The sequence below is a fragment of the Arthrobacter sp. UYEF3 genome (genome assembly GCF_040546245.1).
Classification (GTDB): Bacteria; Actinomycetota; Actinomycetes; order Actinomycetales; family Micrococcaceae; genus Arthrobacter.
Window position 1 is genome coordinate 1 of sequence record NZ_JBEPNK010000048.1, and the last position, 7,399, is coordinate 7,399.

The window sequence follows — 7,399 nt, forward strand, 5'->3', positions numbered from 1 at the left end:
ACCACACCAACCGTGGCTCTGAACGACACGATCCGTGGTTTAGGGAGGTGGCTCTGACCCGCACCACACGTGGCCTCCTTGGAAGCCAATATTCAGGAGCCCTGGTACCTGCGGGCACCGGTCTCCCCCCGGGTGGACCGGACGGCCCATAAAACGTCCAAAATAGACACCTCCACTATCCGCATCAACATACAGCGCCCCCTCAGAGGTGGAACGTTGGTGGGCTAGCGTCAGAGCCAAGTACCCCCGGGGACGGCCCCGGGACCGGGCGTTCAGCCGGAACGGTGGGTTCCATAAATGGTGAAAATGATGGATCGGACCTGCGCGTGAACCGACGTACAGGTGACCGGGGCCGCCGGCGGGCTCAGCCTTCACAGTCGGTGCAGTATGCGTGGCCGTCCTTTTGCCGGGCAATCTGTGAGCGGTGCCGCACCAGGAAGCAGGAGTAGCAGGTGAACTCGTCCGCGGCCTGCGGGACGACCTGGACGATCAGCTCTTCAGCGATGAACTCACCGCCCGGGACACCGGCCCCGTCCAAGCCGTCAGTCTCCTCGAGTTCCAGGACGACGCTGCGGGCGTCGGGCGCGTTCGCTGACTGCAGGGCCTCCAAGGAATTCTCCTGGGATTCCTTGACGTCCGAGCGAACTTCGTCGTAATCGGTAGCCATTTAGGTTGTTCTCTTTTCTTGTGTGCCGACGGGCCGGTGCAGCGCACGGCGTGCCGCAGCTGGTCCCCGGTGCAGAGCGCGGGGTGTCGAGGAACTAATACGTCCGGTACGGGGTCGCCCGCGACATCAGGGGGTCCTCTAATTCGATTGGATTCGTGGGGGTGAGGCTGCCGGATCCTCCGCCCCGGGCTCCTTGTGGAGACAAGGCGCTCAGCCGGCCATTTCTTGTGGGGGCAAGACAGGGCGGGGATAGAGGGCTGCGTCGGCGGCGTCCAGCACCTCCAAAGCCGTCAGGTGCGCCGCCGCGGCGACGTCCCTGACGGCTTTGCCATGGCTGACAGCGGCAGCCATGGCAGTGTACAGCCCGGTGATCTCCTGTCCCTCAGGTTTTGCGGACTCAAGCCGTGCCGCAGCTTCTCCGATTTCCCGGATCTCATCGTCGTCCACTGCTTTCCTCCAACATGGTCGGGCTTTTCATGGGCAGGGTCCGGACAAACCGCAGGGAGCAGCGTCCTGCCCTCTGATCGTGGAGGCTTTGGCCACTGTTACTTCCGGGCGCCCCGCGTGGTGGGCGGCTTGACGGCATATTCCGGCGACCGACTTCCAGCGGGCATCCCGGCTGCGCGGCTGGCCATCCACTTTCCCTCTGTGTTGGGGGGCCGCTTGCTGAATGATCATTGCGATTTTCCTTTCCGCGCCGCTAAGAACGGGCCTTCAATACGGTGCCAAAAATATTCCCGCGGCACCGGCCGGTCCGGCGTATGTCCTCACTCTGGGCTCCCTACGACGATGGTTCCCGCTGGAACATCGATCGCAGCAGACCCACGGACCTTCCCGTCCAGAGACAACGACCGGAGCACCCGCCACGGAAAGCCAGCTAAGCGCGCGGTCGTATTCGTTAGAGCAGGCTGGGGCGGTTGGCGAGTATGTAGTCCACCGCGGCCGGGCCGGTCATCCGTAGACCCGGCCGGATATAACGGCGCTTGCTTTTGCGCCGCTGGTGAAATCCCAAACTGGACATCGCCGCCCAGAACGACTTGCAGGTGGCAGGTCGTAGGTGGTGGAGGAAACACCAGCTGAGGTACAGACCATACATTTCATCGTCTGTGAGCCGCTGATCTTCCGTCGTATCGGCGGCGATGCAGTCCTGAACGAAATGCGCGTAGTCCAAGGTCTCCATCTCTGTTCATTCCTGCTTTCCGTCGCTTAGGCATATGTCTGCAGTGGCATTAGTCCACCCCACCAAAGCGGGGAAGAACCTATGGTCTGGCGGTGGTCAGGGATGTCCTGGAGGCCAGGGCAGCGGCGCCTCCGTGGTCGGAGATGAGGGACGCGGCCATTCGTTTGGCCAGCACCGCCGCCTCTTGGTCACCCTCGACCGCTGAGATGATGGAGCCCTTTGTCAGAATGTGGCAGGACCGGGCAAATACGTCCGGTTGGTCAAGTCCCGCCTCCTTGGCCAGCATCTGGATAAACGCCCTTACCTGGGACAAATAATCGACGGAAGCCGCCCCGAGAGGATGAGTAACCCCCATTTCCAGCATCGTGCTCACGAAGGCGCAAGCCTGAAATTCATCCTGATGGAACCATTCGTCCAGAACATCGAAAATAGCCAGCAATCGCCCGATGGGGCCCTCTGTCCGCCTTCTGGTTTCAACGATAATTTGCTCGACGGTCAGTTCCTGATGGCAGCGCTCCAAGAATTCGAGCACCAGATCATCCTTGGAGGCGAAGTGCGCGTAGAACGTCGCCTTGGCTACCCCTGCCTGAGAAATAAGCTCAGCTACGCCGACATCACGGATGCCACGCTGTCCGAACAATTCGCAGGCTGCGACGATTATGCGCTCACGCGCGCCAGCGGGAACCTGCCGCGGATCGGCATAGTCGGCAATTTGCTCAGGTGCAAAACTCGATGCGTGTCCCATCACAGGAACACTACAACAAATCAGACAGACCGGTCAGTACGGCACGACAGATCGTTTTGCATGTGGCCCGCGAAGTTGACTGTGAGTCGGACGCCCGCTGCTGCCCGAGGCAGACTTGCGGCCCGGATTCAGCTCAAAGAAGAAGCAGGTGGCCGGTGAGGCCGTGCATGGATGAGCCGCCGGGGGCACCGCCGGAAGAATCCGTGACTATCGCAAAAAACAATGCTGCTGTTGGTCCTGACCGCTGCAGCCGAGATCGGCAGGCCGTGGCTTCTGTGGCAGGCGGTCCGCGTAGACACAGACCGGTAGTGGTCCGCAACGGGGCCGTGACCCACAACCCTCCGCGACCTCGCTGCCACCCCGCAGCCACCCCGCAGCCCCCAGCGCACTTCGGCCGCATACTCGCCGCCTATGGAGGCGTATTCGTGGCTGGGTCCCCGGCATGGAGATGATTTTCCACGGTTTCCGGCCGTACCGGTGGGACATTACCGACTCGATAATCGGCCTGCCAGGGGTGGCCATAATCATGTTCCCTACCCACAACTCCGGCTGACCCCGGGTCCAGTACACAATCATCACGTGGAAGACGGGCTGGAGGGTTTCCCTCCGCCAGCTGATGCGGGCCGCCGTGCGTGTATTCGGCTCAGACCACTGACGATCGGCGGTCGGGGTGGGGCCCGTCGGGCGGCAGAAGCGTGGTCCAAGCGGACGAAGCGTCTTACTGGGAGCGGGAAAATTCTTGGTCATGTCGCTGGACGATCAGCCAGGGCATTTATTAGAGTTTTAACCTACGGAAACCGGCTGGAGCGCACACAGCGTCCGGGGAGGATGAGCACATCGCCGCTGAGGATTACCGAAGATCACCTTACCAACCCGCTGAAGGCCCCTTCTAAGGGGCTTTCCCTATTTGCCGGCCGAAACGATGCGGACAGGCGCTTGTCTGGGCACTTCCTGCCGGACCGCCCAGGTCCCGCGTTTAGTATGGCGACACCTCACCACATCACGCAGACTCAGATCTACCCATGTCAGTGGAGCTTGTCAGAGGCACCGCCCGCCTGAGCGGATACGACCGGCTCCGATAACCGATGCTCCTCATGCCGGCTGCCCAATGATCATCAAAGGCCAAATTTTCTCTATACTGCGAAGATTCGCAGTGAGACATATTAATGAGACTGCGCATAGTTCCGTGAATCGTCGCGGACACCGGGTGTAATTCTCCGCGGTATTTGGCGTGTATTTCGCGGCGTTATTTGGCGCGGTCACGTGCCGATGAGCAGGGTTTCGCGGGCTGCTTCAACGACTTCCTTGGTGATGCTGTTGAGCTGGTTGATGTCGCGGATGCGCGTGATTTGGGTGAAGAGGCGCTGGATGAGCCGGAAGTTGCCGTTGGTGATGCGGGCGACGGCGGCGACGGCTTCGGCGTCGGTGAAGTCCTGAGGGTCGATACTTAGGCCGAGTTCCTGCCAGCGGTTCGTGAGGACGAAGGTGAGTTCGTCGGTGCTGAGGGTTCGATAGTGGTGGGCGAAGCCGATGCGGCTGTAGAGCTGGGGGTAGCGGGCGAGGCGTTTTTCGATGCCGGGCATGCCGATAAGGATGACGCCCATGGTGTGGCGGTAGTAGTAGTCCCGGACTTGCTCGAGTGCTGGTGGTTTGAGCCGGTCGGCCTCGTCGATGATGAGGAGTTCGGTCAGGCCGGAGGCCCGGGAGTCGCGGTGCTCGAAGACGTCGATGTTGCCTTCCAGTGTGTATTCGGCTGCCCAGGAGATTCTTTGGCAGATCCGGGGTAGTTGCCGGTCGATCTCCCGGGGGCTGATGGTCACGGTGGGGGTCCAGAACGCTGTTCTGGCTTCGAGTACGCGGGCAGGGACGGGCTCGGTGTTGGTTTGCCCGGTCCGTTGCCATTGTTCCCATTCGGTCGCGCCGGCGTAGGCGCGTGCTGAAAGGGTTTTACCGACGCCGGGCGGCCCGTAGCAAACGCCGATGTGGCGGTTGGTGCGCACCGCGGTGGCAAACTTCGTGAAGCGCCGGTGCTCCTTGGTGATAAGAAATGGCGGCGTGTCGGGCGGGACCGGTGGCGGGGCGGCGGAAATCTCGCCGAGGCCGTTGAAGAGGAAGCGGCGTCCGTCGTCATTCTCGTCCTCGGCGGGCATGGGGGTTCCTCTCCTGGGGGTCAGTCTTCGGCGTAGGTGCGAAGCCGATGCTCCTGCACATCCGTACGCTGATGACGGACCCCTGTCGGTTCGGCGGGGGCCGGCGGCGCGTAGCGGTCATCGACCGGGAGGGCATCGGCGAGGCTGAGTTTGGTGCGCAGCTGTTTCTTCAGGTCGTTCCGGCGGGCTGACCTGGCCGCCTTGAGCTGCTTGAAGGTGATGGTTCCTGCGGCGAGTTCCGGGGTGATGGCGCGGCAGAGGAAGGTGTCCTGGTGCCAGACGCGGATCTCGGCCATGTCCCGGGGGTCGTAGCGGATGGTGACGGCCTCGCCGACGAAGGCGGAAAGTGTGAGGTCCAGGTAGCGCAGGCCGTTGAAGTGGATGCCGTCGCGGTGGACGATGCGCTGGTGTGCGACGGTCAGGAGCAGGAGGTCCAGGTCCTCGGGCCGGGCCGGCATTCTGGGGATCCAGCCGCCGGCCTGCCAGCGTGCGTTCGGGACCTCTCCGGTTTCGGAGTGCGTGCGGTGGTTGTATTCCTCAACGATGAACCGCTCGAGCGCGGAGTCGAGCTGCTCGAGGGTCATCGTCGGTGCGGTCACCGGGGTCCCGCGGCTGCCGTGCGGGATGAAGCCGGGCAGGTGCGGCAGGAGCCCGTCGGTGATGGTGCGGTAAAACCGCTCAATCTTCCCGCGGCCCTGCGGCACGCCAGGGACGGAATGGATAAGGCGGATGTGGGTGTCAAGGCAGACCCGTTCAAGGTGGGTGCTGGTGAAATCGGCGCCATGATCGCTGTAGAGGACATCGGGCAGACCCATGACGGGCCAGGCCCGATGCTTCTTGCGCTGCACGGCCTGGTGAAGGGCAAGGGCGGTCTGAAGCGCGGTCGGCGCACCGGTAAAGACGGTGTAGCCGGCGACGGCGCGGGAGTAGTCATCGAGTACCACGGTCAGCCACGGACGCGCCCGGGCACCGGCGGCGTCGACGATCTCGATGTCCACCTCGGTGTGGTCGCACTGCCACTGCTCGTTCGCGTGGCTGGCGGTGCGCCGGTAGACCAGCTCGAACCGGTCCCGGTACGCGGTGTCTCCTTCGAGTGCGATGGTGCGAAGTCCGGGATCGATGGCGGCAACGACCGCCCGGACCGTCGAGTAGCCGGGGGCGGGAATGCCGCGGTCGAGCGCCACGGCCCCGATCCGTCGGTGGATGAACGCGATGGTCGGCGCCGGCCGGCGGAGCGCGAGGCCTTCGATCGCGCCCACGATGTCGGGCGGGAGCGAATGGCTCCCGCGGTCCGAGCGTGGCTGGCGGCCCAAGGCCGCGACCGAGCCGCCGGCGCGGAATCCTGCTGTCCACCGTTGCAGCGTGCGGAGGGGGATGCCGGCCTGACCGGAGATCCTGGCGAGGGGAACACCGTCATCAAGGTGCTGCCGGAGCAGTGCCGCACGGTCTTCGGCCGAGAGCTGATGCTTCATGCCCGGCGGTCTTCGGCCGCCTGCCGGTGGCGGTAGAGCGTCGCGCGGCTCCAGCCGACGAGCCGGGCCGCGTCCTCAGCGGAGCGTCCCTTCGCGCGGGCGTCCGAGGCGATCGCGAGCTTGTCGGCGATGATGAGCGGGTCGGACAGGGGCCGGCCGAAGCGGGTTCCGCCCTGTCTCGCCGCGGCGATGCCCGCGTTTACCCGTTCGACGATCAACTCCCGCTCATACTCGGCCAAAGTCGCGAGCATGTTCAGCATCATCCGCCCGGTCGAGGTCGCCGGGTCGATGCCGTCCGAGATGGACCTCAGGTGCACACCGCGTTCCCGCAGCAGGTTCACCGTGTTCAAAACATCGATCAAGGATCGCCCGAGCCGGTCTACCCGCCATACCACGACGGTGTCACCAGGCTCCACATACCCGAGGAGCTTCTTCATCCCGGGCCGCTCAATAGCGGACTTGCTTCCGGAGGTGACATCGGCGAACACGTCCCGTTTCTGCACCCCGGCGTCGACCAATGCATCGAGCTGCAACTTCGCGTCCTGGCCCGACGTACTCACACGCGTGTATCCCAAATGTCTCACCCCGCCATTGTGCCTCAGAAACCCCCGGCCGGCACCCGTCTGAGACGGTTCATGGTGAGACATCTTTCCAAGACACGGGGCGTGTGACTTTCAGCGATACATGGCGGTGTTTTCACAGCGCTATTTGGCGCAGGGGGCAGCCCGCAAGGGGATCCCTCACCGGGACTGTGACTTCCGGCGATAAAAGGCGGCCTTTTCACAGCGCTATTTGGCGCACCGTGCAGCCCGCAAGGGATCGCTTTGTGGCGGCGTTGATGACTGCTCGGTGGCGCACCTGCGCTCCTGTCGGGTGCCCTGCTCTCTGATCAGCCGCGTTCAGAAGGGCCGGCGGCCAAGTCCACGTGTGGGGGTAAGCCCGAACCGGGTAGAGCCGGAATCCCCAGAAATAGCGGGAGTGAGAGGCGCAGTAACCATACCCGGCGTGGCCGGACAGATCGGATCGTTTGACCGTTTCCCGGGACATGCCACAGGGCACCGGGGTGGAGTCGAGAAGGCGCAGGACCTCGTGCCAGGACGGGGTGTCCCGGGCCAGGGCCGTGATGGCCGCGGCGATGAGCGGCCCTGCCGCGCGGACCCGTTTGTTGTAGCCGGACTGGTGCGG

8 protein-coding genes and 1 pseudogene are annotated in these 7,399 nt (G+C 63.8%); 1 reads left to right on the top strand and 8 read right to left on the bottom strand.

Annotated elements, in window-relative coordinates; all coding sequences use genetic code 11:
* Positions 1 to 364: 364 nt before the first annotated feature.
* The 4 genes from ABIB14_RS18420 to ABIB14_RS18435 all read right to left on the bottom strand — a co-directional run bounded on the left by ABIB14_RS18420 (position 365) and on the right by ABIB14_RS18435 (position 2,592).
* Positions 365 to 667 carry a DUF4193 domain-containing protein gene (locus ABIB14_RS18420; RefSeq protein ID WP_354237350.1) on the bottom strand — a complete coding sequence of 101 codons (303 nt, stop codon included), beginning with the start codon at positions 665 to 667 and terminating at the stop codon, positions 365 to 367.
* A gap of 210 nt (positions 668 to 877) precedes the next feature.
* On the bottom strand, positions 878 to 1,114 hold the full coding sequence (locus ABIB14_RS18425; RefSeq protein ID WP_354237351.1) for a hypothetical protein: 237 nt from the start codon (positions 1,112 to 1,114) through the stop codon (positions 878 to 880).
* A gap of 451 nt (positions 1,115 to 1,565) precedes the next feature.
* Positions 1,566 to 1,847, bottom strand: a complete 282-nt coding sequence (locus ABIB14_RS18430) for a hypothetical protein (RefSeq protein WP_354237352.1) — start codon at positions 1,845 to 1,847, stop codon at positions 1,566 to 1,568.
* 79 nt (positions 1,848 to 1,926) lie between these two features.
* A complete protein-coding gene (locus ABIB14_RS18435) occupies positions 1,927 to 2,592 on the bottom strand; it encodes a TetR/AcrR family transcriptional regulator (protein WP_354237353.1) in 666 nt (221 codons plus the stop codon).
* Between the two features lie 167 nt (positions 2,593 to 2,759).
* On the opposite strand from ABIB14_RS18435, the gene ABIB14_RS18440 reads away from it, so the two are divergent.
* Positions 2,760 to 3,044 carry a YnfA family protein gene (locus ABIB14_RS18440; RefSeq protein WP_354237354.1) on the top strand — a complete coding sequence of 95 codons (285 nt, stop codon included), beginning with the start codon at positions 2,760 to 2,762 and terminating at the stop codon, positions 3,042 to 3,044.
* 807 nt (positions 3,045 to 3,851) lie between these two features.
* On the opposite strand, the gene ABIB14_RS18445 is transcribed toward ABIB14_RS18440, so the two are convergent.
* The 4 genes and pseudogenes from ABIB14_RS18445 to ABIB14_RS18460 form a co-directional block, all read right to left on the bottom strand.
* A complete protein-coding gene (locus ABIB14_RS18445) occupies positions 3,852 to 4,742 on the bottom strand; it encodes an AAA family ATPase (protein ID WP_354237355.1) in 891 nt (296 codons plus the stop codon).
* A gap of 20 nt (positions 4,743 to 4,762) precedes the next feature.
* Complete coding sequence (locus ABIB14_RS18450; RefSeq protein WP_354237356.1) at positions 4,763 to 6,214, bottom strand: TnsB C-terminal domain-containing protein; 1,452 nt, start codon at positions 6,212 to 6,214, stop codon at positions 4,763 to 4,765.
* Positions 6,211 to 6,798 (bottom strand): recombinase family protein, encoded by a 588-nt coding sequence (locus tag ABIB14_RS18455; protein ID WP_354237357.1) that lies wholly within the window; start codon positions 6,796 to 6,798, stop codon positions 6,211 to 6,213. Before ABIB14_RS18455 ends, ABIB14_RS18450 begins: the two co-directional genes overlap by 4 nt.
* Before the next feature lie 358 nt (positions 6,799 to 7,156).
* Positions 7,157 to 7,399, bottom strand: a pseudogene (locus ABIB14_RS18460) (IS982 family transposase); the annotation flags it as partial.